The sequence below is a fragment of the Pectobacterium sp. IFB5596 genome (genome assembly GCF_021432585.1).
GTDB lineage: Bacteria > Pseudomonadota > Gammaproteobacteria > Enterobacterales > Enterobacteriaceae > Pectobacterium > Pectobacterium punjabense.
In genome coordinates this window covers 46,104-69,111 of record NZ_LXFY01000032.1, presented here as the reverse complement: position 1 = coordinate 69,111, position 23,008 = coordinate 46,104, and the positions used below count along the sequence as shown (strand labels likewise).

The 23,008-nt window shown below is 51.0% G+C and carries 24 protein-coding genes; 8 read left to right on the top strand and 16 right to left on the bottom strand.

The annotated features are described in order from the left end of the window. Positions 1–495: 495 nt before the first annotated feature. The 5 genes from A6301_RS20200 to rhaB form a co-directional block, all read right to left on the bottom strand. Positions 496–2,073, bottom strand: a complete 1,578-nt coding sequence (locus A6301_RS20200) for a methyl-accepting chemotaxis protein (protein ID WP_234258587.1) — start codon at positions 2,071–2,073, stop codon at positions 496–498. Positions 2,074–2,511: 438 nt separating this feature from the next. After that, positions 2,512–2,826: an L-rhamnose mutarotase gene (gene rhaM, locus A6301_RS20195; protein WP_107170848.1), complete on the bottom strand. Its 315-nt coding sequence runs from the start codon at positions 2,824–2,826 to the stop codon at positions 2,512–2,514. 138 nt (positions 2,827–2,964) lie between these two features. Next, on the bottom strand, positions 2,965–3,789 hold the full coding sequence (rhaD, locus tag A6301_RS20190; protein WP_107170801.1) for a rhamnulose-1-phosphate aldolase: 825 nt from the start codon (positions 3,787–3,789) through the stop codon (positions 2,965–2,967). 4 nt (positions 3,790–3,793) lie between these two features. Further along, positions 3,794–5,056 (bottom strand): L-rhamnose isomerase, encoded by a 1,263-nt coding sequence (locus A6301_RS20185; protein WP_107170802.1) that lies wholly within the window; start codon positions 5,054–5,056, stop codon positions 3,794–3,796. Next, positions 5,053–6,543 carry a rhamnulokinase gene (rhaB, locus tag A6301_RS20180; protein WP_205540878.1) on the bottom strand — a complete coding sequence of 497 codons (1,491 nt, stop codon included), beginning with the start codon at positions 6,541–6,543 and terminating at the stop codon, positions 5,053–5,055. Before rhaB ends, A6301_RS20185 begins: the two co-directional genes overlap by 4 nt. 368 nt (positions 6,544–6,911) lie before the next feature. Between rhaB and rhaS the strand changes: the two genes are divergently transcribed. From rhaS to A6301_RS20160, 4 genes are all read left to right on the top strand, one after another. After that, positions 6,912–7,751: an HTH-type transcriptional activator RhaS gene (rhaS, locus tag A6301_RS20175; RefSeq protein ID WP_205540879.1), complete on the top strand. Its 840-nt coding sequence runs from the start codon at positions 6,912–6,914 to the stop codon at positions 7,749–7,751. Positions 7,752–7,775: 24 nt separating this feature from the next. Continuing rightward, a complete protein-coding gene (locus A6301_RS20170; RefSeq protein WP_205540880.1) occupies positions 7,776–8,630 on the top strand; it encodes a helix-turn-helix domain-containing protein in 855 nt (284 codons plus the stop codon). A gap of 61 nt (positions 8,631–8,691) precedes the next feature. Beyond that, positions 8,692–8,982, top strand: a complete 291-nt coding sequence (locus A6301_RS20165) for a CopG family ribbon-helix-helix protein (protein ID WP_012822277.1) — start codon at positions 8,692–8,694, stop codon at positions 8,980–8,982. Then, a complete protein-coding gene (locus A6301_RS20160) occupies positions 8,970–9,266 on the top strand; it encodes a type II toxin-antitoxin system RelE/ParE family toxin (protein ID WP_234258586.1) in 297 nt (98 codons plus the stop codon). The genes A6301_RS20165 and A6301_RS20160 overlap by 13 nt, the downstream gene beginning before the upstream one ends. Before the next feature lie 68 nt (positions 9,267–9,334). Here the strand turns inward: A6301_RS20160 and A6301_RS20155 are convergent, their stop codons facing one another. From A6301_RS20155 to A6301_RS20140, 4 genes are read right to left on the bottom strand one after another with little or no spacing between them, the layout of a single operon-like run. Further along, a complete protein-coding gene (locus A6301_RS20155; protein ID WP_234258585.1) occupies positions 9,335–11,023 on the bottom strand; it encodes an ABC transporter ATP-binding protein in 1,689 nt (562 codons plus the stop codon). Next, complete coding sequence (locus A6301_RS20150; RefSeq protein ID WP_234258584.1) at positions 11,020–11,886, bottom strand: ABC transporter permease; 867 nt, start codon at positions 11,884–11,886, stop codon at positions 11,020–11,022. The genes A6301_RS20155 and A6301_RS20150 overlap by 4 nt, the downstream gene beginning before the upstream one ends. After that, positions 11,879–12,838 (bottom strand): ABC transporter permease, encoded by a 960-nt coding sequence (locus tag A6301_RS20145; protein WP_107170808.1) that lies wholly within the window; start codon positions 12,836–12,838, stop codon positions 11,879–11,881. Before A6301_RS20145 ends, A6301_RS20150 begins: the two co-directional genes overlap by 8 nt. After that, positions 12,816–14,429 (bottom strand): ABC transporter substrate-binding protein, encoded by a 1,614-nt coding sequence (locus A6301_RS20140; RefSeq protein ID WP_234258583.1) that lies wholly within the window; start codon positions 14,427–14,429, stop codon positions 12,816–12,818. Before A6301_RS20140 ends, A6301_RS20145 begins: the two co-directional genes overlap by 23 nt. A 545-nt stretch (positions 14,430–14,974) precedes the next feature. On the opposite strand from A6301_RS20140, the gene A6301_RS20135 reads away from it, so the two are divergent. Continuing rightward, positions 14,975–15,589 (top strand): YagU family protein, encoded by a 615-nt coding sequence (locus tag A6301_RS20135; protein WP_107170810.1) that lies wholly within the window; start codon positions 14,975–14,977, stop codon positions 15,587–15,589. 290 nt (positions 15,590–15,879) lie between these two features. Here A6301_RS20135 and A6301_RS20130 read toward each other — a convergent pair whose 3' ends face one another. From A6301_RS20130 to A6301_RS20120, 3 genes are all read right to left on the bottom strand, one after another. Further along, positions 15,880–16,224 carry a hypothetical protein gene (locus A6301_RS20130; RefSeq protein ID WP_107170811.1) on the bottom strand — a complete coding sequence of 115 codons (345 nt, stop codon included), beginning with the start codon at positions 16,222–16,224 and terminating at the stop codon, positions 15,880–15,882. Positions 16,225–16,310: 86 nt separating this feature from the next. After that, positions 16,311–16,775: a DUF4265 domain-containing protein gene (locus A6301_RS20125; RefSeq protein WP_107170812.1), complete on the bottom strand. Its 465-nt coding sequence runs from the start codon at positions 16,773–16,775 to the stop codon at positions 16,311–16,313. 114 nt (positions 16,776–16,889) lie between these two features. Further along, complete coding sequence (locus tag A6301_RS20120; RefSeq protein ID WP_234258582.1) at positions 16,890–17,279, bottom strand: Imm10 family immunity protein; 390 nt, start codon at positions 17,277–17,279, stop codon at positions 16,890–16,892. A gap of 169 nt (positions 17,280–17,448) precedes the next feature. On the opposite strand from A6301_RS20120, the gene A6301_RS20115 reads away from it, so the two are divergent. Continuing rightward, positions 17,449–18,123: a hypothetical protein gene (locus A6301_RS20115; RefSeq protein ID WP_234258581.1), complete on the top strand. Its 675-nt coding sequence runs from the start codon at positions 17,449–17,451 to the stop codon at positions 18,121–18,123. Between the two features lie 61 nt (positions 18,124–18,184). On the opposite strand, the gene A6301_RS20110 is transcribed toward A6301_RS20115, so the two are convergent. The 4 genes from A6301_RS20110 to rhaT form a co-directional block, all read right to left on the bottom strand. After that, a complete protein-coding gene (locus tag A6301_RS20110) occupies positions 18,185–18,514 on the bottom strand; it encodes a hypothetical protein (protein ID WP_234258580.1) in 330 nt (109 codons plus the stop codon). Between the two features lie 48 nt (positions 18,515–18,562). Beyond that, a complete protein-coding gene (locus A6301_RS20105; protein WP_234258579.1) occupies positions 18,563–18,982 on the bottom strand; it encodes a hypothetical protein in 420 nt (139 codons plus the stop codon). A 172-nt stretch (positions 18,983–19,154) separates the two neighbouring features. Next, positions 19,155–19,670: a hypothetical protein gene (locus A6301_RS20100; protein ID WP_234258578.1), complete on the bottom strand. Its 516-nt coding sequence runs from the start codon at positions 19,668–19,670 to the stop codon at positions 19,155–19,157. Between the two features lie 197 nt (positions 19,671–19,867). Further along, positions 19,868–20,902: an L-rhamnose/proton symporter RhaT gene (gene rhaT / locus A6301_RS20095; protein ID WP_234258577.1), complete on the bottom strand. Its 1,035-nt coding sequence runs from the start codon at positions 20,900–20,902 to the stop codon at positions 19,868–19,870. 464 nt (positions 20,903–21,366) lie between these two features. Here rhaT and A6301_RS20090 point away from each other — a divergent pair, with 464 nt between their 5' ends. Both A6301_RS20090 and A6301_RS20085 read left to right on the top strand, forming a co-directional pair. Next, entirely contained in the window at positions 21,367–21,873 is a 507-nt protein-coding gene (locus tag A6301_RS20090) for a TIGR00645 family protein (protein WP_012822286.1), read from the top strand. A gap of 94 nt (positions 21,874–21,967) precedes the next feature. Next, positions 21,968–23,005: an NADP-dependent oxidoreductase gene (locus A6301_RS20085; protein ID WP_234258576.1), complete on the top strand. Its 1,038-nt coding sequence runs from the start codon at positions 21,968–21,970 to the stop codon at positions 23,003–23,005. The last annotated feature ends 3 nt before the right edge of the window (positions 23,006–23,008 follow it).

The following is a 23,008-nucleotide window of genomic DNA, read 5'->3' as shown; positions in this document are numbered from 1 at the left end:
TGCTCTCTTAATGTTGCCTGTCCGCCGCGTACGGGCGCGCATCCCGGATAAAGGGACGTAAAGCGGAAAAAATGAAGGTATTAAGGGAGGTAAACGGCGCAGGCGAGAGAACAGAGAGGTCGGGGAAGAAGACGGTCCTTATTCTAACGGATGCGGTTCACCGGGCCATCTAGGGTGCTCGTCCATGTTGTCTCCTTATCGCCATGTAGCGAAATAGTTGTCGGTTTGCGAAGCAAAGTTCGTAAAAACAAAGTACGTAGAAACAGAGTACGTAGAAACAAAGTACATAGTTTAGTGGTGCAACCATAACTCAGTTTGCCTAAACCGCACGTCAACGTTTACTCATGAGTGACATCAGAGGGGCTTGTTGCCAATCAGCGGGTGTTACGGTGGCGTACTGCACGGCGGAGAGAGGTCGGAAAAGAAATGAATGAGAAACAAATGAGTTAGAAACAAATGGTCGCCCCGCCGGGTAGCCAGCGGGGCTGCTGAGAATTAATGAATTCTCAGCATGTGGTCCTGATTAACTTTGAAGAAACGAACGGCATCGCGCAGCTGTTCGCCCTGTTCTGTCATGGCATGTGCTGCCGTGGCGGATTCTTCCACCAGCGCGGCGTTCTGCTGGGTGACTCGATCCATTTGTTCTACCGCGACGCTGATCTCTTTGATGCCAATATGCTGCTCGTTGGATGCCTGAGAAATTTCCGCCACGATATCCGTCACTTTTTTCACCGACTGCACAATCTCCGACATCGCCTGACTGGCTTTATCTGCCCGTGCGGAACCGTCGGTGATCTTCTCCACGGTGCCTTCAATCAGCGTTTTGATCTCTTTGGCGGCGTTGGCGCTCTTCTGTGCCAGCGTCCGAACTTCGCCAGCCACAACGGCAAAACCTTTCCCTTCGCTTCCTGCTCTGGCCGCTTCTACTGCGGCATTCAATGCCAGGATATTCGTCTGGAAGGCAATACCTTCGATCACGGCGATAATATCGACAATTTTCTGTGAACTGTCGGAGATCTCGTGCATACGTTTAAGCATATCATCCACGATGAGCCCACCTTGAGAGGCGGTTTCCGACGTTTGCTGCGCCAACTGGCTGGCTTCTTTAGCGTTATCCGCATTCTGCCGCACGGTGTGTGTCAACTGCTGCATGTTGGCCGATGCCTGAATCAACGAAGCAGCCTGCTCTTCGGTACGCTGTGACAAGTCACTGTTACCTTGAGCAATTTCGCTGGATGCCAGCGAGATGGATTCACTGCCGTTCATGATGGTATGCACGATGTTCATCAACTGTTGGTTCATGTGGTTGATTGACGCGAGCAGACTCGAGTTGTCGCCCTGACGCAGCTGGATTTTTGCTGTCAGGTTACCGGACGCAATCTCGGTCATGATTTCTTGTGCGTAATGAGGATCGCCGCCGAGCTGACGAGAAATATTACGTGAAATAATCGTAGCGATAGCAATGGTTGCCAGCAGAGCCAACACCAGCAGCCCCCACACGTAGTATTGTGAGGTACGGTATGTCGTTTCGGCGCTGTCTACGATAGTTTTTGTTGTTGCGATTTCCATCTCGACGAGTTTCGCCAGGTCTTTCATGAGCTGGCTGCGATACTTGCCGGAGCTGGCTCCACTGATTTTACTGGCTTCTGCCAGATCGCCCCGATTCACGATGTCAATCAGCGTGGCGTTGACTGAGTTGAAAGCAGAGAAGTTTTCGCCAATCACCTTGATCAGTGCTTTTTTATCCTCATTGCTGGCAACCGTTTGATAGTTTTTTAATGCGTTAAGAAAGGTATCGGCGTTTTGCAGTAACTCTTTGCGATGGCCTTCGCGTTCTTCGGGGGTTTTGGAATCAATATACTGTACTTGCTGTAAGCGCGTTTCAGATAACGAACCGCGCATTTCCAGGCTATATCGTACGCCGGGTAGGCTGCTGCTGCTTAATTCATCAATACGACTATTATTAACGCTAAGCTGGAGTAGTGAAACCACACCTAATAGCAACATCATTGCTATCAGCACGGAAAAGCCGAGTAATAACTTGGAAAGCACTGTGAGTTGAGAAAATTTCATCGCTATTCTTATTGATTATATAGAGAAGGTAGTAGTGATAACGGCAAAGAAAATAAGATCTTTATAATACGGAATTCGATAAATTGGCCTTAATGAATAAACGGAGTTTAATGTCACTCTGCATTGCCATGTCAACACTAAATCCTGATAAATCAAAAATTGATAATATATTTACCCTGACAATGGAGGGTTAAAAATTATTTTAATAAATGTTTTTATTATTGATGTAAAGAGGGGTATTCACAAATGGGATAAATAAAATGTGACTATCGTCAACAATCTATAGTTATTTATATCTTTTAAAATAACAATTGTCTGTAACAGAATTTATTCATTAAATGACAAATAGTTTCTTTTCATTTCTTTATTCATCAAATTACGGAGGTAATATATTTATTATATTACCTCCGCAGGATTATTCTTAGTTCAAAGCATTACTCAGTCCAGATAAAACACAGGTTTCAGTGCAGCGCTGACCGGGCTGTTATCGGGGTTGGCGGGCATCACGTCGCTCATGTGTTTCCACCAGCGTTGGCAGACTTCCGTTTGCGCAATCGCCTCCCAGCGCGCTTCGGATTCGACTTCTACATAACCGAAGAGCAGGTTGCGTTGCTCGTCTAGAAAAATGCTGTAGTGGTGCGCCCCGTGGTTTTTCAGCACCTCGGCCAATTCCGGCCAGATCGGGTTATGACGACGCTGATATTCGTCGTGGCAGTCAGGAAAAACCGACATCACAAAAGCTTTACGCAACATGGCTGCGTCCTCATCATCGTTAGCAGAACAGAACGCCACGATGGTATGCCGTGGCGTTTTGAGATTGAAGGCAATGTTGTATGCGCCTATGCATTATCTGAACTACACGTATTATCTAAACTACACGTATTATCTAAACTACACGCGCAGCGCGGCTTCCAGCGGAGTGACGCCGAAACGTTTACCCAGTGCGATCAGCTCTTCGGTAGAGATCGTTTGTTTCTTACCGCCCATCGAGATGACTTTCACCATAACTTCGGCGGATTTCTCGGCAGTATCGATCAGGCCGAAGGCGTCATCCAGCGTTGGGCCAGTACCGAAAATGCCGTGAAATGGCCACAGTACCAACGAATGACGCTTCATTTGCTCGGAGGTGGCATCGCCAATGGCATCGGTGCCCGGCACCATCCACGGCACAATGCCTACGCCGTCAGGGAAGACGACCAGACACTCCGTGCTACCTTCCCATAGCTCACGGGTGAACTTGGCGGTATCCAGTTCTAGCACATAGCTCAGGGCGATCAGATTGGTTGCGTGGCAGTGCATGATGACGCGATCGTGTCCGTGGGTCACACCCATGCGCACAATGTGCGACTGGAAATGCGAGGCCAGTTCAGAGGTTGGCAACCCGCCGTTGGTCAGCCCCCAGAAGATGCGGTAGCCTTTGCCGTCGCTATCGATCTGCAACACCACCAGTGAATCCGCCGGGTCCAGTTGAACGTTGCGGAAGAACTTGCCGGAGCCCGTAACGATAAACCAGCAGTCCGCCAGTTCTGGCATTGGCTGTGATAGCGCTTCATGACGCGGCTGCGGATAGAAATCGCTTTCATAAGGCGTCACATCCTCAGCCGTCAGGCGCAGGCTGACGTTACCGCCGTTACGTTCGTCCCAGCCTTTGAGCCACATGTCGCTGGTGGCTTTAACCATTCCCTGTACAAACCAGGAAGAGAGAATTGCTTGCATAGTCTTACCCTTGACGTTGAGTGAGGATAGTTTCTTCATACTGACGTACCTGTTGCAGCCAGTCGCTGCCTGGGATGACGTCATGGCGCTGGCAGTAGTGCTCCCACACGGCTTGCCACGGCAGCGATTTTTGCTCTTCCAGCAACGCCAGACGTGCGGTGTAATCGCCGTTTTGCTCCAATGTGCGCAGCGTTTCCGTGGGTTCCAGCAGCGCGCGCAACAGAGCTTTCTTCATATTGCGCGTGCCGATGACCCAGGCCGCGATGCGGTTGATTGAGGCATCAAAGAAATCGAGCCCGATATGGACGCGATTAAGCAATTTATGGCGCACGATCTCGTGAGCGATAGCCTGCGTTTCGTCATCCAGCAGCACGACATGATCGCTGTCCCAGCGCACCGGGCGGCTGACGTGCAGCAACAGGCGGGGGACGTAAAGAATCGCGCTGGAGATCTTGTCGGAAATCACTTCCGTCGGATGGAAGTGTCCGGCATCCAGACAGAGTGCGGTGCCGCGGCTGGCTGCGTAGCCGAGACAAAATTCGCTGGAGCCGACGGTAAAACTTTCCGCGCCGATCCCGAACAGCTTGCTTTCCACGGCGTCGATATGGTGTGCCTGATCGAGCGGTTCGGCGATGACCTCATCCAGTGCGCTGAGCAGCCGCTGGCGGAATGCCAGACGATCGATGGTTAAATCTTTCATGCCGTCCGGCACCCAGATGTTCATGACTGACGGCGTACCGAGTTCGCGACCGAAGTAAGCAGAAATCCGGCGGCTTGCCTGACAGTGCTCAATCCAGAAGCGGCGCACTTTTTCGTCTGGGTGTGACAGCGTAAAGCCGTCTGCACTCAGCGGATGAGAAAAGCAGGTCGGGTTAAAGTCTAGCCCAAGCTGGTGGCGCTTGGCCCACGCAACCCAAGAGCTGAAATGTTCTGGGGCAATTTCGTTACGGGCGACAGGCTGTGCGGATTCCAGATAGATAGCGTGCAGGTTCAGCCGCTTGGGGCCGGGGATCAATGCAAATGCCTGCTCCAGATCGGCACGCAGTTCATCCGGCGTACTTGCCTTACCGGGGTAGTTGCCGGTGGCCTGAATACCGCCCGTTAATGGCCCGCCAGTGTTTTCGAATCCGGCCACATCATCGCCCTGCCAGCAATGCATTGACACCGGAATCTGGTCGAGCTGTTCCAGCGCGGCCTCTACGTCAATATTCAGGCTGGCATAACGCGCTTTTGCCAACTGCCATGCGGTTTCAATTGGTGTGCTCATTGCGTAGTCTCCTTTTTGCCCTGTGGGGCGGTTTCTGGCTGGCTGAGCGCCTGAAAGCGACGCCAGTGCCCGGCAAAATCACTCTCTGCACGCGGGGTATAGCGATGCAGAGGGAAGTTATGAGTCAGCATGTGACGGAATGCAGTAAGGTCGGTGACAGCACCTAGCGCCATCAATTGGCAGCCGATATTGCCGAGCGTAGAGGCTTCGACCGGCCCGGCGAGAACTGGGATCTGGCATACATCAGCACACAGTTGGTTCAGAAACGCGTTCTGGCTGCCGCCGCCGACAATATGCAACTGGCGGATTGGCGCATGACGCAATTCGCCCAACTCCAACACGACCTGCCGGTAGAGCAAGGCGAGGCTGTCGAAAATGCAGCGTGCCAGCTCGGCATCGCTTTGGGGAATGGGTTGACCGTGCTCACGGCAATAGTCACGGATTGCCTGATGCATGGACGGTGGGTTGATAAAGCGTTCGTCATTAGGATTAACGAGGCTAACAAAAGCGGGCAGGGCGGCGGCGGACTGAATCAATGCGCCTAAATCCTTGATGCCACGCTCCTGACAAACGCGCTGTAGCAGCCACAGGCCCATGATATTTTTCAGCACCCGATAGGTGCCGTCTACGCCACCTTCATTGGTGATATTGGCTGCTAGCGCCTGAGGGCAGTTAAACGGGGTGTCGCTCTCGATGCCCATCAGCGACCACGTGCCAGAACTGAGGTAGGCGCTGTCGCGGCTCTGCAACGGTGCACCGACTACCGCGCTGGCGGTATCGTGCGTCGCGACGGCGGTAACGGGAATCTGCCGCCCGCTCGGCGCGGCCCAATTCCCGACGGCGTGCCCCGGCTGCACTGGATCGCTCAACCAGCGGCGCGGCACATCCAGATAGTCCAGTAGTTCGCCGTCCCAGGTTTTCTGTTCCAGATTGAGCAGTTGAGTCGTGCTGGCGTTGGTGTATTCGCAGACCCGTTGACCCGTGAGGCGATAGTGAAAATAGTCGGGGATCATCAGCAAATGCTCTACTCGATCCCGATCGTCGGGAGGCATGTCGCACAGCGCTTTGAGCTGGTACAGCGTATTGAACGGCAGAAACTGAATGCCGGTACGTTGATAGATGGCCTCACGGCCCAGCTCAGCGGTGACGGCAGCCATCACACCGTCGGTACGATGGTCGCGATAAGAATACGGTAGGCCGACGCGCTGTCCGTTTTTATCGAGTAGCACATAGTCCACGCCCCAACTGTCTATCCCAATGCTATCGGGGGCGAGACCCGTAGCATCAATTTGGTGTAATCCAGTAAGAATGTCGTGTTCCAGTGTGGCCAGATCCCACTGGTGATGACCGTCCTGAAAAATCAGCGTGTTGCTGAAACGGTGAATTTCTTTCAGCGTCAGATGCTGCGTTGCGGTATGGAACGTCGCCAGCATCACCCGACCGCTGGATGCGCCCAAATCCACCGCCACGATATTCTTCACCGCCATAGCCGCCACTCCTTATCGTTGAATGTGTTGCAGTGTAAGGATCGGTAACAGAAGCCACCTTCCGGTGAGTGCCACCTGTAACAGGCGATTGGCAAAATGACAAAGCTGACCGTGAAAGGGCTCACAATCTGGGAAATTACTCAGAGAATAACCATGAAAAAATCAGGGAAAACGCCGTGTGATCCTTGCCACACTTCAATCAATTAGGCGGAGCGATCTTAAAAAAAGTGCAGTCAGACGGCGCGTGGGTGACGGTATTTGAAGGCTGGTTTTGTGGCTTATGACTACTCTTTTTCAAAGACTGCCTTTTTCAACGGCTGTATTTTTCAAAGGTCGCATTTTTGCCAAAGGCTGAATGGAGAGCTGAAATGACGTTACTTCGTGGTGATGATTTTTTTACTTCGCGTGCCGTGACGGTCGCGGTAGAGCCGCGTACCCCACAGACGGCCTTTCCTGAGCATTATCATGATTTCTGGGAAATTGTGCTGGTGGAGCAGGGCGCTGGTGTCCATGTATTTAACGACCAACCCTACGCACTGTGTAGCGGGACGGTGTTCTTTGTTCGCGATAACGATCGGCATCTGTTCGAAGATGTAGAAGGATTGTGCCTGACCAACATGTTGTACCGCTCGCCGCGCGGGTTTCGTTTCCTGTCTGATATCGCCGCATTTTTGCCGTATGGTCCAAATGGCGAGTGGCAAGGGCAGTGGCAGGTGAATGCGGTGGGGATGCAACAATTGAAGCAGTCGCTGAACAGCCTGGCGGATCTGGCGCAGAGCGATGCGCCGGAAGCGATTGCCGCCAGCGAGAGCCTGTTTCTGCAAATTTTGGTGCAACTGCGTCAGCACTGTTTCCAAACGCAGGGTAACGGCTCCGAGCGTCAGGGAGTACAAGCGCTGTTGGGCTGGCTGCAAAATAATTACAGTGAAGAGGTTAACTGGGGCGGTCTGGCCGATCAGTTTTCGCTTCCGCTGCGTACATTGCACCGTCAGCTAAAACAACACACGGGTATGACACCACAACGCTATCTGAATCGGTTAAGATTGCTGGAGGCACGTCGGCGGTTGCAGCAGAGTGATGACTCGATCACCACCATTGCGCACGCCTGTGGATTTAGCGACAGCAATCACTTCTCGACGCAATTCCGCAAGGCATTCTCGCAGGCGCCCAAATCACTACGCCATCAGGCGTTTTCTCGTGAAGAGTAGGCAATAGTCACTGCGGGTGAGGAAATGGCGACAGCAATACGGGGTTTGAAATTACAGACTGAAGACTATTTCCTCACTGACAAGAATGCCGTGATGGTTGCCGAACGGCACCCGCAGCCGGTGTTTCCGCTGCATCATCATGATTTTGACGAATTAGTTATTGTCTGGCGTGGCAATGGGCTACATCTCTGGAATGATGTGCCTTACCGTATTACCCGCGGCGATATGTTCTATGTTTCCGCGCACGATCGTCACAGCTATGAATCCGTCCACGAGCTTGAATTGGACAACATTCTCTATATTCGCAATCGCCTGACGTTATCCGCCGACTGGCACACGTTACTGCCGGGTGGAGAGCATCCGCAAAGCCAGCGCCACTGGTGTTTGGGCTCAGAAGGTATGGATACCATTCGTGAGAAGGTGGATGCGCTGACGCAGGAGTGTATGAAATCGGATGCATTGTCGCTGCAACTGAGTGAGGCACTGCTGTTGCAGATCGCTTTGCTGGCAGCGCGCTATCGCCACACGCCGGATAATCCGCAATTGGCGGATGCCCACCAGCTAGATATGTTGATGAATGCCCTACGCGCCAGTATTGCCGCACCGTTCCGTTTTGAAGCCTTCTGCGAACAGCACCACTTTAGCGCCCGCAGTTTGCGTTCGCGCTTTAAAGAACAAACGGGCATGAGCGTACCGCATTACCTGCGTCAGCTACGGCTATGCAAAGCGATGGAGTTGCTGCGTTATGATTTGCAAACGATTGGTGAAGTTGCGGCACTGTGCGGTTTTGAAGACAGCAATTACTTTTCTGTGGTGTTCCATCAGGCGTTCGGTGTTTCGCCCAGCGCCTACCGCCAGCGCTTCCTGAATGTGGAGTGACACCCGCATCATTCAGGGTTAATATCATTGGTGACACCAGTGATATTAATCGGAGCACATCATGGCTGACACGCCACGCCAAACCACGACGCTGCGCATCGATCAGGACATTAAAGAACGACTGAAAACGTTGGCCGATGACCGCCATAGCTCAGCCCATGCGCTAATGCTGGAAGCCATCGCCGAATACGTGGAGCGTGAAGAAAAACGCAGTCAGTACCGTAAAGAGGCGCTGGCCGCGTGGGAGGAATACCAGAACACCGGCGAACACATCACCGCCGATGAGACGGTCACCTGGTTAGAATCCTGGGGTTCTGGGCATGAACAGGATGCGCCTGCATGCCACAAGTGATTGTTTCAGAACGCGCAAGACGTGATTTGCAGCGTCTGCAGGATTTTCTAAAAAACAAAAATGCGCTGGCTGCGAAAAAGGCCGCTGAAGTTTTGATTCGGGGCATTCGTCAGTTAGAAGCGCTGCCGAATATCGGGCGACCCGTTGAACATCTCCCTCTTGAATATCAGGAACTGGTGATCGAATTCGGCAGCAGCGGGTACGTGATGCTTTACCGCCATGATGAACTGACTGACAGAGTGGTGATCCTGACCGTCAAGCATCAAAAAGAAGCCGGTTACTAAAACCCTTAATCCTGTCCTCTGAGATTACCCATTCGCCAAATTTAGCGTGCCACTACACGTCAACAGCGCTATTCCGCCACCGTCGAGAGCAATAAACGCGTGTAAGGATGCTGTGGCTGGTTGAAGATCTGCTCGACCGGTCCCGTTTCTACGATATCCCCGTCTTTCATTACCGCGATACGGTGGCTCATGTGCTGCACGACGCCCAGATCGTGGGAGATGAACAGCATTGTCAGCCCCAACTGGCGTTGCAACGCGACCAGCAAATCCAGCACCTGCGCCTGTGTGGTGACATCTAACGCTGATACTGGCTCATCGCAGATCAGAATTTCTGGCTCTGAAGCCAACGCCTGTGCGATGGATACACGCTGACGTTGTCCGCCAGACAGTGCTCTAGGACGCCGGGTTAGCAGGTCGGGTGTCAGCCCGACATATTCCAGCAGTGTCAGAATACGACGCTGTTTCTCATCCTCGCTCAGATCGCGGCGCAAACGCAGCGGCTGGTTCAGAATCTGTGCGACGGTAAATTGCGGATCGAAAGAACTGAGTGGATCTTGCGTGATGGTTTGAATGCGCGCACGCAGTGGTCGGCGCTCGCGTTCTGTCAGTGTACTCCAGGCGCTGTCTGCTAATCGGACGTCGCCGCTGTCCGGCTTTTGCAGTGCCAGAATGACTTTCCCCAGCGTGGTTTTACCTGAACCGGACTCCCCGACGATACCCAGTGTTTCACCACGTTTGATCTCAAGAGAAACTTGATTCACCGCCTGCATCCGACTGCCGTCCGGGCGTTTGAATGATACGGCAATCCGATCCGCCGTCAGCGCTACCGTGTCGGTGTTGATGCGTTCGGTTGTCAGCGATGGTGCAATACCGCCCTGTAATGGATCGGCTCCAGCCAGCCATTTGCCACGCGTGGAGGCTGTTGGGATTGCCGCCAGCAGTTTGCGGGTATAGGGATGCGTCGGCGCAGACAGGATCTGCCGTGCCTCGCCACCTTCAACCAGCGAACCTTGTTGCATGACGATAACGCGATCCGCGACGTCTGCGACAACGGCAAGATCGTGGGTGATCAGTAGAACACCGTGACCCGCCTGTGCCAATGCGGTGAAGACTTTTAGCACCTGCTTCTGCACCGTAGCATCCAGCGCGGTGGTCGGTTCATCGGCAATCAGCAACTGTGGACCCGCTGCCAACGCGGAAGCAATCAACGCGCGTTGACGCAGGCCGCCGGAAAGCTCATGGGGGTACTGTGCAGCTCGATTTTCTGGGTCAGGGATGCCCGCTTGTTTCAGGAGTTCGGCTACGCGTGCGGGAACCTGTTGGCGAGGCAATAAGCGATGGGTCAGAATCGGCTCGGCGACCTCCTGCCCGATCTTGCGCAGCGGATCGAGAGACACCAGTGCATCCTGCAAAACAAAACCAATTTCGCGGCCGCGAATCGCACGCCAGTCGCGATCGGTCAGATAGCGTAAATCGCATAGGCTGCCATCATGGCGCGTGAGTTCAATCGTATTTGCCTGAACATCGACGCCTTCGCCGGATAATCCCACCAGAGTACGTGCCGTGACGGATTTCCCTGAACCCGATTCGCCAACTAACGCCAGAATTTCTCCGGCATTAACCTGAAAAGAGAGATTTTTAACTGAACGAATCGGACCGAAGGGACTGGGAAACGTCACGCTCAAGCTGTCCACGCGCAGCAGCGGCGTTTTCGCCGGTGTATCTGAAGAGGGGTGAGAAGGTGTGTTCAGGCTCATCGTGCCTCTCCTTTTGCCAAAATAGCCTGTAAACGGCGACCGAGCACGGTAATAGAAATCACCGACAGCGCGACGACGCTGGCGGGTAGCAGGCTGACCCACGGTGCGATATCAAGGAAATTACGCCCGTCGGCGAGTAGTGCGCCCCATTCTGCGGTCGGTGGGACGACGCCCAGCCCCAGAAAGCTCAGCGCTGAGGCTGACAGTACGGCGTGACCGACGCCAATGGTGGCGACAATCAGCAGCGGGCGCAGCGTATTGGGAATGATATGGCGGAAGACGATATATAACGGGTGTTCACCCAGCGCAATCGCATGCTCGACATAGCCGGATAACCTGACCTGTAGCACCTGAGAACGAATCAGACGGGCATAGCCAGCAATGCCTGCCAAGCCGACGGCCAGCATGGTGTTTTCCGGCCCACGTCCCAGCACGGCGATCACCAAGAGCGCCAGCAACAGATCGGGAAACGCCAGCATGATATCCAGTAGGCGCACCAGAACCTGACGAATACGCAGCGGGGCGAGCACCGACAGCGTACCAAACAGCACGCCGCCGAAGCAGGCGATGAGCATCGCTCCGACACCAATACCTAGCGACAGTGACGTACCGTGCACGATGCGGGCAAAAATGTCGCGCCCCAACTGATCGGTGCCGAACCAATAGGTGGCATTCGGTGACTGAAATACCGCGCCCATATCCATTTCATCTGCGGCGCGACTGGTAAACAGTGACGGAAAAAAGACCGCCAGCGCCAGCAGGAAAACAATAGCGGCGGGCAGCAGCGTCGCGGTGGTCAGCCACGGGCTGCGATAGTGTTTTCTTGATGGTGTCTGCGTGTGGGGCATGGGTTCACTACTCATGGGCGCTCGCCTTCTTGCGTAAGCGGGGATCGATGATGAGGTACAGCGCATCCACCAGCAAATTGATGACGACGAAAAGGAACGCGGACAGCATAACGACACCCAGCACCAGCGGCATGTCGCGGTTTTCAATCGCGCTCAGCGTGACCTGTCCGATACCGGCGCGGCCAAACACGGTTTCAGTCAGTACGGAACCCCCCAGCACGCTTGCTAATAACGTACCGGTCAGCGTTGAAGCGGCCAGTGACGCATGGCGTAAACCGTGGCGGAAACGCAGTCGGATTTCGCTGACACCGCGAGTACGAACGGTTAACGAGAACGGCTGGGATAACGCATCTTCCAGACCATCACGCAGTACCTGACTCAGAATAGCGGCAATCGGCAGGCTTAACGTGATCACCGGTAATACCAACGACATAAAACCGTCGTTGCCAGTGACAGGGAACCATTGCAGGCGAAAACTGAACAGGCTGAGTAGCACAATACCGATCCAGTAGACTGGCGTGCTAAGCAGCGTCAGTTCCAGCCACGATACGGCGCTGCGTAACACGCCATAGCGACCTGCGGTGAGTAGCGCACTGACGATAGCGAGGAACAGTGCCAATACCAAACCACCAAATGCCAGCGGCAGGGTTTGATGCATGGCATCTGCGATGACGGAGCCGACAGGTTGGCGATAGAGATAGCTGACGCCAAAATCACCCTGTAGCGCCTGCCCGCAGTAGCGCAGGTATTGCACCCACAGCGGTTGATCCAAGCCAAACTGTTTGATGAGCACGGCACGATAGGCTGCATCCACCACGTTTTCGCCGCCGCTGAGAATGGCAACGGGATCGCCGGGGATCAGTTTGACGGCAATAAACGTCAATGTGGCTGCGCCCCAGAGCACAGCCAGAATGGTGAAGAGACGTTTGCCTAACGCGAGCAGGTTAACGTTTAATCCAGACATCATAGAAATTCGGTTTTGCGTTGGTGGCCCAGCTTATGCCCTGTACCTGTTTGGACAAGCCGAGCTGGTAAGCAGGAACGTACAGAGGAACGACATACGCCTGATCGATGACTTCGCGCTGTATTTCGCTATAGAGCTGTTTACGTTCCGCTTCGCCTGCGCCGATGGCTTTTCTCAGCTTATCATCCAGCACGCTGATACGAGTAAAGCCGTTGCCGTTCGGTGGCGCATAGGCCGAATCAAAGACGGTACGCAGAATATCGGGCTCTGCACGTACGAAGAAGTTAGACGCGATGTCGTATTCGTTAGCGTTAGTGCGCGTGGTGAATTCACCTGCGTCGACTGGCGTCAATTGGACGTCAAAGCCTGCTTGTTTCACCTGGAATTGCACGGCCTGGAACAGAGCGACATCCGCTGCTTCAACGTTGGTTGATGCATAGACAAAGCTGACGCTCAGGCGCTTGCCGTCTTTGGTACGGAACCCTGCGCTGTCTTTCTGTTTCCAGCCTGCGTTATCCAGCAGGTCGTTGGCCTTTTTCACATCAAAGCCCCAGCGTGACGCGACGCTCGGATCGTAGTACAGCGTGGCTGGACCGAGCACGTTATCGGCCGCTTTTAGCGTACCGAAGAAGGCGACTTTTACCGCGGCGTTGCTGTCTACTGCGCTCTGGAATGCTTTACGCACCGCGACGTCCTGGAAAGGACCTTTGGAGGTGTTGAGATAGAGCACGCGGTTAACGCCTGGATTTTCATAGGTGATGACTTCCAGTTTCGGATTACGTTTCACCGTTGGGAAATTGGCAGGCGGTACGGCATCAATTGCCTGAATCTGTCCACTGCTCAGTGCGCCAAGGCGAACTGATGCTTCCGGCAGATATTTGAATACCAGACCATCCAGATAAGCAGGGCCTGTATGTTTTGCATAGCCCGGTCCCCAGTTGTAATCAGGGCGTTTCGTCAGTTTGCTGCCGCTGCCTTTTACAAAGGAATCGAGAATAAATGGCCCAGATCCCACCACGGTATTACTGGTGTTTGGCGTGTTCTTCAGGTAAGTCGGCGATTGAATGCCCAGATACGGTAGACTCAACCCCTGTAACAGCGCCGCAAACGGTGAGCTGTAGTGGAGCACAATGGTATAGTCATCCGGCGTTGATATTTTGTCGATCGGGCCTAACAGCGATTTGGCGTAGCTGGAGGTGGTTTTTGGATCGAGAATGCGTTCGATATTATATTTCACGGCTTCTGCATCGAGCTTGGTGCCGTCGCTGAACGTGACATCTTTGCGCAGATGGAAGGTGTATTCGGTATTGTTATCGTTGATCTTCCAACTTTCTGCCAACCAAGGCGTAAAGCGGTTGTCCTCTGCTTGCCCAACCAGTGAATCAACAACGTTACGGGAAATCAGTGCGGCCACGCCGTAGGCGGTAATGTGCGGATCGATAACGGGAGTATCGCTGCCCAAACCGACATTCAGAATGCCGCCGGCTACTGGTTTTTCAGCACCTTGCGCCGCGTAAGCGCCGGGGTTGAGTGCGAAGAGTAATGAGAGTAATCCTGCGGCGAGAGTCGTAACCTGCGGATGATTTTTTTCCATTCCCTGTGTCCTTTACGAATGTCATGAGGCCATACACGGCGGTCTTTTCGCTACTCTAAAGGGCTGTCTTATGCATGTAAAAGAATAAAAATTGATTTTCAATTCCATAAAAATATATATGCGGAAGGGGATTGGCAGGAACGCTTTACTTCGCTGATGTAGTTTTACTGGCTACGTGCCGGGACGTTCTTTGTCACGGGGTCATGTGTGATGCAAGGTGAGAGTATGAGTTACGGAACTGTTATTATTTCACAAATAAATAACCAGGCTATTTATTATTGACACTTTATTGCTGAGTTATTATTCATTTCTCTCTCTGTAAATATACATTTCGTCTACGTTATAGAATCTGGTTTTTCAATTATTGAATAAAAATTTCACAAAAAATCAACTCGTGATTTCTTATTGTCATTTTATAAAAATTAAAACCGCATTCCTAATAACAAAATAACCTAGAGAGATTGTTGGATATATCAATTAACCTCTTTATAAGTACATAATACCTATGTAAGAATATAACCTTTAATGGTTAGATTGGTAAAAAAATGAACTTTTTTGAACAAACATCTCCATCTCGGAGACGCTATGGATTAGCTGCTTTTATTGGTTTGATTGCAGGTATTGTTTCATCTTTCGTAAAGTGGGGTGCAGAAAATCCGCTTCCACCGCGTAGCCCTACTGATATGTTTAGTGGCGCTTGTGCACCCGAATCATTGATTAGAGCTGCTGAGCAAATTGATTGTTCTCGTAACTTTCTTAACCCTCCCTACATTTTTTTACGCGATTGGCTTGGCGTCGTTGATCCTAATGCGGCTGTTTATACCTTTGCCGGCCACGTATTCAATTGGGTTGGTGTAACGCATATTATTTTCTCTATTGTTTTTGCCGTAGGTTACTGCGTTGTTGCCGAAGTATTTCCTAAAATAAAATTATGGCAGGGTTTGTTGGCTGGTGCGCTGGCTCAATTATTTGTCCATATGATTTCATTCCCATTGATGGGTCTGACGCCTTCGCTATTTGTTCTTCCTTGGTATGAACATGTATCAGAAATCGTGGGCCATCTCATTTGGTTCTGGTCTATTGAAATTATTCGCCGTGATTTGCGTAATCGTATGACTCACGAACCTGACCCGGAAATTCCTTTGGGCGCTTCACGATAAATCGTGATTTTATTTTAGTGATATAAAATATTACGAGGCTTATTCTTTCTGTTTCACAGTAAAAATAAGCTTGCAATAAAAATTGAAGCTATTCCAGAACGCCTTGAGACTCTCTCAGGGCGTTTTTACTTTCTTGGTTATCAACGCGATTGCCACTCGGACTGTCAGGTTTACCTCACGGGAGGGCGATCGAACGAGCATAAAGCAACGACGTTTATTTAAGTTTGTGAGCACTTACATCTTTATTGGTTTTACTGGGAGCAAGGGAACCAAACAGTAAACGCTACCTGCTATGCTTCATCTTGCCAAACGTCCTCATATCCGGCCCGATCGATGATGAATTTTGTTCCTTCGGGTAAAAATAGATACGGTATGACTTCAGGCAACATTTCCTCCAGATGACTCGTGTGAAGTGCCTGATAAAAACCACTCTCAGCGGAATAGTCGCCACAATGAATAAACCAGCTTATCGTGCCATTTTCCGGTAATACGATCCGGGTTCCGTAAATGGGGGAATGTTGCAAGGTGTCTAAGGCAATGGCGATCATTTCCTCTGGGGGATGCAGCGGTAATTGATACTTATCGCAGGTCTGCTTTTGTTGCGCGCTGGGGTGTGCTCGATCCGCTTTTTGCATGGTTAAATTCGCTGTGGTTTTTTATGCCTTCCGAGATTGAGAAACTCAGTATTTTAATTGAGTGGTCAGCCTGTGCCTATGTGACCTCAGCTATCCAGCCACCAATTTAGAAGCGTCTCGTCTTCATCGTCGTCAATGTTCTTATAAATATTTGAAAAGTACCATTCGATGCCTGTTTTTTCGCGAAAGGCGTCGAAAACATCGGCAATCTTATCCATCCCATTCCTTGCAGGAACGGCCAATGTCAAATTTCCCTCAAATATACCGTCTAAGGTTCCATTCAGTTGGTTTAGCACCTCATTTTCTAAACGGGTGATATCTTCAGGGGGAAGTTCATCGGCATAAATATGAATGCAAAAATTACCGCCTCTTCTCAGTACTTCTGGATGTGCGTGCTTGTCTTTAATTCGGAAGGTATCTCCGCGTGCCAAATTTAGTGCCAGGCCAGGAGAAGACAACAGTTCGTAAGTATTTTTCTCGATTTCTCGGACGGGGAGTTCTTCAAACACCGGACCATCATCATTATTTGCTACATAAATATGAACTAACATAGGTGGGTATTACCAATATTTGAGTGCGTAGCGTAAAATTATGCCCCGATGTTAGCCTAAAAATACACTTTCGTATTTTGTTTTCCATAAGGCTGTTGTTTGTACGGCGAATCGTTACGATGATCGAGAGAACTTTGTTGGTGTATCGATAAATATCTGCCGAAGCGAGGCGTCAATTTCGTCAATGGTTCCCAACTTAGGTGTGAGTCCTATCTCAACCGTTTTTATCGTTTTGCACCAGTTTGTCGCGCTTGAGCACGTAAAAATGATTTTGTCTGTCGTGACTAAAACATCATCAATTCCGCCATACCCAGCCATGCCCGGATTGCCGATCTCAACATAATAAGTATCTTGACCCAGCTCTTTATCCTGCTCGTCAGGTTCCTCCGCTCGCTGCAAAATCAGAAAATGCTGTGGATTATCGGCATTGTCGGCAAACCCAACCGTTAAAACCACCTCTTCAGCCGATGCATCATAGTAGGCTGCCGAAAATTTAACGCTCATGACTTTCTCCAGGACTGATCTATCTATAACAGCGGCAGCAGGAACTTATCACGCAGGACGGTATGTTTACAGTCGCTGACGTGATGAAAACCTCTTTTTGCAAAATCTGTGGCAATATCGGATTCAGAACGGAACATGTTTGATAGAAAAAGGGTGAATAAGGTTGCTCATGACAGAGACTACAATGTTGCTCGATATGCCAATCGTGACGTCGACGCTTGACGATCTCAGAAAACAATTTCAGGTATTTGATACGACCCATTCATATTCTGATTACCTGGCGTGTTGTGATTTGGTCGATGAATGGAAATTTTCTGACGGCGATTATTTTGGACATTTACCGTACAGCGATGAGCGTATGGGATTTTCGTCACCCCGACTGATGAAAAGGAAATATGCCAATGTAGATGAAGCGCGTTGGCTGGGGAAATATTGCGCCGGTTTCTCTGGTGGCTGTCATGCTATTACCGTTTCTCCTGGGCAGAAGGGCATTCACGCCATTCAGGCAACCCAATATAACCGTACGGGCGATGTTTTAGAGATTGCTACTCTCGGTTTTAAGGGAATAGATCGTCCAGAACGTGTTGAATCAAAATTGCTTGGCTCGGGGAGAATGTTGCAAGTAGAAGATCGCGCTGTGGTTTATGTGGGCGTTGGTATTCGAGAGGCTTTTTCCGTATTTCTTTACCAGTATTCCTCTGCTGGTCAGGTGCTGTCTGGCCGAGCGTTTTCCAAAGGGTGGCCCAGTGAAGATGAATGGTTCTATCACTACGATAATGACGGGCAACTTGCTGAGATAACGTCAGGTAATACATCCGTTTGGCGCAAGAAATCAACCAGTTAAACGGCCTGCCGCTATCGATCATTGATACGAGGAATATCTGGGTACGATGAACAGAAGTCGTTCACTGACCGTTCTTCAGGCGAAAGGCCTCGTTCAATTCGACTTCACTTTCTGCATCCCCATCTTCAAAGCACTTGAAGGCGCTATCGCTGAGTATATTTAGCACCTGCGCATACAAGTTCGCCGATTTTACATTGACCTGAAGCCACAGCGAATTTTCATTCCCATAGATCAAACGGGCGTCATAGGGAGTATTATTGTTTAGGGTACGGTCTTTCAGATAGATATCGCCATGTTCGGCATGAACACAGGCGTCATTGTTCTTAATCGCATTCATAACACGTTGGGTAATCGAGGTGTCATCAAAGACGAGTTTGTACTCATAGCTCATATTGTTGGGGGCTTATTTATGCTGAACGCTGTTCAACGTCATTAATCATTATTTCGATCGCCATATTAGAGGCAAGTCGATATTGTTTTTGGATAGAATAAAGGCGATCTTTCCTGCAAGCTCAGCCGGAAGCGTCGTCGGTGCGCCATACATATCGACTATTCCGACCTCAACGGCACTATCAACAAGAAAGGAGAATGCTTCACTATCTTGCGGTGCAATTGATCGGCCGAGATCTTGCGGTATCTCATCTCCGCGACCATTTAACGGCAGCATTGCCCCTTTTCTTTCCCACTCAACCAGGCTGCCACTTTCAGGATAGTCGTTAAGATGAGCTATCAGCGCCGCGATCGAGGGATGCCGAATCAATTTTGCGTCGCAGTAAGCCTGTAAACAGGCAGAGGCGTAGCGTTGTAAATCTCTTGGGGAAAGCTCGGCTATTTCACTCAATGTCACTGAGACCTTCATGTCGTTGTTTCCACAAAATTAAAATTTGCGAATGTTGGATATTTATCCAACAAGTTCATCGCTGCGGATGAAATCGTCGAGTGGCTTATTCTTTTTTCCTATAGCAATAGCATTCGATTAATCCAATCACGACAAACTCATCATTATGTGTTTTATCATTTGAGCCGTACTCTCATCGGAATGTTGCCACTGTGCTCCACTGAATCATATTCTCAGCGAAAGTCCTGTCTGCTTGCAGGGCGCTAAGCTCTCCCGCATACAGTGGATCGCTTTTTATTGTTCTCTCGTCATCATCACTCAAGATTGCCGCTTTTCCTTCCTTCTCGTTGAGTAAAAAGCGCTGAGCCGCCAGGTAGTCATGAGCGTCAATAAGAGAAGACTCTGCTGCCTCTAAGCTCGCTTTACCTTCAGAGAAAAACATCAGGAAGTCTGAAAAGGCGTAGAGATACAGATTTTTTAAAATCTCTTCGTTATTAGCATCTTGTTCATCCACCATGGCTGCATCTATCGCCTCAAGAGCCCGAACGACATTGAGGTATTGCGTCTCTGATGCAAGGTAGTTCCAAAGATCGTCCGTAAGTGAGGTAACCTCCTGCGGTAACTTAATACTCATCGGGTGAAGTACATCACTGAACCGATCAAACGCTTTTAATAGCACGAAGAAAGCGATTTTTTCTGGGTTACCCATTACTCATCCTTCTGATGTTGGGTGTTTAATCGATGAGGTAGAATTCATATCATGATGAATAATGACGTTTTCAGAGAGGCAGCATATAGGGCGGGATGCGGTAATATCAATGTGTTAACGTACTTTTCGTCTATGTTGATATTATTGCCATCGCGTTCGACGATAGTCTGGTGGCACCGAACGCGATGATGAAACGGTTACACAGCCATGCCTAACCCAACAATATTCGCCGCCAGAATTATCACCACGCAGCCCAGAACCAGCATACGTACGGGCTTCTGACCCACGGCTTTCCACTCCTTAAATAGCAAGCCGACGATGCCGCCGCACAGCACGTAGAAACTCATGTGCAGCATCCAACTGATATAGGTGTAATCAGCTGGAATATTGGCGTGGCCCCAGGCATAGAAGAAGAATTGCAAATACCACATGACGCCGCCCAGAATGGCGAAGAGCGCATTGGCAATCAGTAAAGGTTTAGCCTGCGCCAGGTCGGCTTTTAGTGAGATTCCCTTACACGTCGCTAAACGAATGAAACAGAACCCCAGATTGACGACGGCTCCGCCTCCCATGATCACCACATAGCTGGGGAGCGCGATATACAGCGCGTTGATTCCTAAATCTTGTGCCGCGGTATGCATCGGCTTGGCGGCATCCATCGCAAAGGACATGCCAGCGGAGAAGATCCCGCACAGGACAGCCAGAATCAGCCCTTTTTTCAGGTTGAATTCTTCGGCGCGAATACCGAGTGCACGTTCTTTCAACAAGCCCGCGTAGCTGACAATCGCGACACCGATGACCGCGACCAGCACGCCCAGCAGCGTCATTTGGCCACCTGCTGAACCAAACAGAATCGAGAATTTACCTTGTAGGACGGGCGTCATCAGTGTGCCAATAATCAACGTCACGCCAATAGCGATACCGATGCCCATCGACATGCCAAGATAGCGCATCGTCAGCCCGTAGTTGATATTGCCGATCCCCCACATAGCACCGAAGAGGAAGATCGGCAGCAGGGTGGCGATATCGAACGAACCGTAATAACGCCAAAAATCAGGCAGTAGCCACCAACTGATGCTCCAGGGCAGGATAATCCACGAGAAAAATCCGCCGAGTGACCACATCGTTTCCCACGACCAATTTTTGACCTGCTTAAACGGTGCGTAGAAGCAGGCTGCGCTGGCCGCGCCGATGAAGTGCCAGAAAATACCAAGAAGAATAGGATTGCTCATGCGTAACCCCTTGTTTTTACTTTGTAGTAAGCCTGTAGTCGGCTTTGTATGTAGAGTACGGTGTATGATTGTTGCCAGACCGGCTGGCGCTATACCCGTCATACTTCAAGTTGCATGTGCGTTGGCCGCGTTACGATGCTCATGGCTGAGCATCGCCCTAACGGGCTAACGCTTCGCGTTGTTCAAAACGTTAACGTTTTGTCCTGAAACTCGAATTATTTAGGGTATAGGCAGTGTAGAAAGGTGAAAAAATGCGCACCTTCAGATGCGTGCCATCAGGGGGAAAAGAGCGGCATCGGTTTGAAGGTGGATGCAGGCAGGATCACAAAACGCAGAAATCATCGTTGAAGGCGCGATAGGGCAGAACATTCCGCAAATGGCGTATTCTGTTCAAGAATTGATTACCACCGCAGCAGAATTTTTCGCTATTATTTCCCTCTTTTTTCACCTGCATATAGTGAGTTATGGAACGTTTTATTGAGAATCTGATGTACTCATCGCGCTGGCTGCTTGCCCCTGTTTATCTTGGGCTATCGTTGGGGCTGCTGGCGTTGGCGATCAAGTTTTTCCAGGAGGTGTTCCACGTCCTGCCCAATATCTTAGATATTGCGGAAGCGGATCTGGTATTGGTTCTGCTGTCGCTGATCGACATGACGCTGGTCGGCGGATTGCTGGTGATGGTGATGTTGTCCGGTTACGAAAATTTTGTGTCGGCATTGGATATCACTGAAGGCCGGGAAAAGCTGAGTTGGCTGGGGAAAATGGACTCTGGCTCGCTGAAAAACAAAGTGGCTGCTTCGATTGTCGCTATCTCGTCTATCCATCTGCTGCGCGTGTTCATGGACGCGCGTAATATCCCAGACAACAAGCTGATGTGGTATGTGATTATCCATTTGACGTTTGTGCTGTCTGCGCTCGTCATGGGGTATCTGGATCGCATGTCGCGTTACGAAAAAAGCAAAACGGCATAATCAACGCCGCACGGTTTGCGTAGCCAGAAGAAAGAACAGATCCTATTGTTAACGAAGTGATTTTATCAACGCGCTTTGTCTAATGGAGGATATTATGCCGCAAACCGATCGCATTAACCGTCGTGTGGTTCTGGCTCAACGCCCGCACGGCGCGCCGACACCAGAGAATTTTCGTCTGGAACAGCAGGCTGTCCCGTCAGTAGAAACGGGGCAGGTGTTGTTGCGCACCGTATTTCTTTCCCTCGACCCTTACATGCGTGGCCGCATGAGCGACGCGCCCTCTTATGCTAAACCCGTCGAGCTGAATGACGTGATGGTCGGTGGGACCATCAGCCGCGTCGCCGAGTCAAAGCATCCGGATTATCAGACTGGCGACTGTGTGCTCTCCTACAGTGGCTGGCAGGATTATGTGCTTTCCGATGGGAAAGGATTAACCAATTTAGGGCAGTCGCCCACCAATCCTTCCTATGCATTGGGCGTACTCGGTATGCCGGGCTTTACGGCGTATATGGGGCTGACGGATATCGGTCAGCCGAAAGCGGGCGAAACGCTGGTGGTTGCCGCTGCGACTGGGCCGGTCGGCGCGACGGTCGGTCAGATCGGGAAACTGAAAGGCTGCCGGGTCGTTGGCATAGCGGGAGGCGCGGAGAAGTGTCGCTACGCGGTTGAGGTGTTGGGATTTGATGTGTGTCTCGACCACCGAGCGGATGATTTTGCCGAACAGCTGAAACAGGCTTGCCCACAGGGTATCGATATCTACTTCGAAAATGTCGGCGGGAAAGTTTTTGACGCGGTGCTACCGCTGCTGAACACCTCGGCGCGTATTCCGGTGTGCGGATTAGTCTCTGGCTACAATGCCACAGGGCTGCCTGATGGACCCGATCGCCTAGCGCTGCTGGCAGGGACTATCTTGAAAAAACGCATTCGCATGCAGGGCTTCATTATCTTTGATGATTATGGACATCGCTTTGACGAATTCTGGAAAGCGGTGTCGCCGTGGGTCGCGCAAGGCAAGATCAAATATCGGGAAGAAATTGTCGATGGTCTGGAAAACGCCCCAGAGGCCTTTATCGGCCTGCTACACGGCCGCAACTTTGGCAAGTTAGTGGTCAGAGTCGGGCCGGATGCGTAGCGA

Coding starts and splice junctions, on each gene's coding strand:
- A6301_RS20105 (WP_234258579.1), bottom strand. CDS start 18,982: ATGAAGGTCTCAGTGACATTGAGTGAAATAGCCGAGCTTTCCCCAAGA.
- A6301_RS20120 (WP_234258582.1), bottom strand. CDS start 17,279: ATGAGCGTTAAATTTTCGGCAGCCTACTATGATGCATCGGCTGAAGAG.
- A6301_RS20125 (WP_107170812.1), bottom strand. CDS start 16,775: ATGTTAGTTCATATTTATGTAGCAAATAATGATGATGGTCCGGTGTTT.
- A6301_RS20200 (WP_234258587.1), bottom strand. CDS start 2,073: ATGAAATTTTCTCAACTCACAGTGCTTTCCAAGTTATTACTCGGCTTT.
- rhaS (WP_205540879.1), top strand. CDS start 6,912: ATGACGTTACTTCGTGGTGATGATTTTTTTACTTCGCGTGCCGTGACG.
- A6301_RS20135 (WP_107170810.1), top strand. CDS start 14,975: ATGAACTTTTTTGAACAAACATCTCCATCTCGGAGACGCTATGGATTA.
- A6301_RS20130 (WP_107170811.1), bottom strand. CDS start 16,224: ATGCAAAAAGCGGATCGAGCACACCCCAGCGCGCAACAAAAGCAGACC.
- A6301_RS20085 (WP_234258576.1), top strand. CDS start 21,968: ATGCCGCAAACCGATCGCATTAACCGTCGTGTGGTTCTGGCTCAACGC.
- A6301_RS20165 (WP_012822277.1), top strand. CDS start 8,692: ATGGCTGACACGCCACGCCAAACCACGACGCTGCGCATCGATCAGGAC.
- A6301_RS20115 (WP_234258581.1), top strand. CDS start 17,449: ATGACAGAGACTACAATGTTGCTCGATATGCCAATCGTGACGTCGACG.
- A6301_RS20140 (WP_234258583.1), bottom strand. CDS start 14,429: ATGGAAAAAAATCATCCGCAGGTTACGACTCTCGCCGCAGGATTACTC.
- A6301_RS20160 (WP_234258586.1), top strand. CDS start 8,970: ATGCCACAAGTGATTGTTTCAGAACGCGCAAGACGTGATTTGCAGCGT.
- A6301_RS20170 (WP_205540880.1), top strand. CDS start 7,776: ATGGCGACAGCAATACGGGGTTTGAAATTACAGACTGAAGACTATTTC.
- A6301_RS20150 (WP_234258584.1), bottom strand. CDS start 11,886: ATGAGTAGTGAACCCATGCCCCACACGCAGACACCATCAAGAAAACAC.
- rhaT (WP_234258577.1), bottom strand. CDS start 20,902: ATGAGCAATCCTATTCTTCTTGGTATTTTCTGGCACTTCATCGGCGCG.
- A6301_RS20100 (WP_234258578.1), bottom strand. CDS start 19,670: ATGGGTAACCCAGAAAAAATCGCTTTCTTCGTGCTATTAAAAGCGTTT.
- A6301_RS20110 (WP_234258580.1), bottom strand. CDS start 18,514: ATGAGCTATGAGTACAAACTCGTCTTTGATGACACCTCGATTACCCAA.
- rhaM (WP_107170848.1), bottom strand. CDS start 2,826: ATGTTGCGTAAAGCTTTTGTGATGTCGGTTTTTCCTGACTGCCACGAC.
- rhaB (WP_205540878.1), bottom strand. CDS start 6,543: ATGGCGGTGAAGAATATCGTGGCGGTGGATTTGGGCGCATCCAGCGGT.
- A6301_RS20185 (WP_107170802.1), bottom strand. CDS start 5,056: ATGAGCACACCAATTGAAACCGCATGGCAGTTGGCAAAAGCGCGTTAT.
- A6301_RS20090 (WP_012822286.1), top strand. CDS start 21,367: ATGGAACGTTTTATTGAGAATCTGATGTACTCATCGCGCTGGCTGCTT.
- A6301_RS20155 (WP_234258585.1), bottom strand. CDS start 11,023: ATGAGCCTGAACACACCTTCTCACCCCTCTTCAGATACACCGGCGAAA.
- rhaD (WP_107170801.1), bottom strand. CDS start 3,789: ATGCAAGCAATTCTCTCTTCCTGGTTTGTACAGGGAATGGTTAAAGCC.
- A6301_RS20145 (WP_107170808.1), bottom strand. CDS start 12,838: ATGATGTCTGGATTAAACGTTAACCTGCTCGCGTTAGGCAAACGTCTC.